We start from the raw sequence: 1,339 nt of genomic DNA on the forward strand, positions 1-1,339 counted from the left end.
CGGGCATGCCGGCGGCGTCGGCTTCCTGAAGTCGCCGGTGGGCTATGCGCTGCATGCGTTCTTCGGTGAGAACACGCTGCGCTCCGACCTTTCGATCTCGGTGCCGGAACTCGGCTCGCTGCTGGATCACACCGGGCCGGTGAAGGAAGCGGAGGCTTACGCGGCGCGGGTCTTCGGCGCGGACCACACCTACTTCGTGACCAACGGCACCTCGACCGCCAACAAGATCGTGTGGCACTCGATGGCCGGGCATGACGACCTGGTGATCGTCGACCGCAACTGCCACAAGTCGCTGCTGCACTCGCTCATCATGACCGGCGCCACGCCGATCTACTTCACGCCCGCGCGCAACGACTACGGCATCATCGGCCCGATCGGGCTGGACCAGTTCTCGCCCGAGGCCATCCGCCAGAAGGTCGCGGCCAGCCCCATCGCGCGCAACGCGAAGGGCAACGTGCGCATCGCCGTGGTCACCAATTCCACCTACGACGGCCTTTGCTACAACGCCGAGAAGATCAAGGCGGAGGTGGCCGACCAGGTCGATGCGCTGCACTTCGACGAAGCGTGGTACGCCTATGCCGCGTTCCATGAGTTCTATGAGGGCAGACATGCCATGGGCGTGCCGCGCGGCCATCCTCGCGCGGACCACACGCTGGTGTTCGCCACGCACTCCACGCACAAGCTGCTCGCGGCGTTCTCGCAGGCTTCGATGATCCACATCCAGGAATCGGAGAAACGCAAGATCGACACGACGCGTTTCAACGACGCCTTCATGATGCACGGGTCGACCTCGCCGCACTACGGCATCATCGCCTCGCTCGACGTCAGCTCGGCCATGATGGAAGGCCCCAGCGGCCGCGCGATCGTGCAGGAAACGCACGACGAGGCAACAAACTTCCGGCAGGCGATGGCCGCCATCGGCACCGGCTTCGGCGCTGACGAAGGCTGGTGGTTCAAGGTCTGGCAGCCCGAGAGACTGGACCTGGACAAACCGCTGAAGACCGCCGACTGGGTGCTCGACCCGAAGGCCGACTGGCACGGCTTCGGCAAGCTGGCCGACGACTACGTGATGCTCGACCCGATCAAGGTCACGCTGCTCACGCCCGGCCTCGGCAAGGGGGCGAAGCTGGACGAGACGGGCATTCCCGCCGCTGTCGTCACGAAGTACCTGTGGGAGCGCGGCCTGGTGGTCGAGAAGACCGGGCTCTACAGCTTCCTGATCCTGTTCTCGCTGGGCGTCACGCGCGGCAAGTGGAGCTCGATGGTCGACGCGCTGGTCGACTTCAAGACCGACTACGACCGCAACGCGCCGCTGGCGAAGACGCTGCCGGGCGTTGCG

At 65.6% G+C, this 1,339-nt stretch carries 1 pseudogene; it reads left to right on the top strand.

Annotated elements, in window-relative coordinates:
- Positions 1-1,339, top strand: a pseudogene (locus tag HCU76_RS36285) (beta-eliminating lyase-related protein); the annotation flags it as partial.

Origin of the sequence: Variovorax sp. dw_308 (assembly GCF_019207085.1) — a bacterium.
Classification (GTDB): Bacteria; Pseudomonadota; Gammaproteobacteria; order Burkholderiales; family Burkholderiaceae_C; genus Variovorax.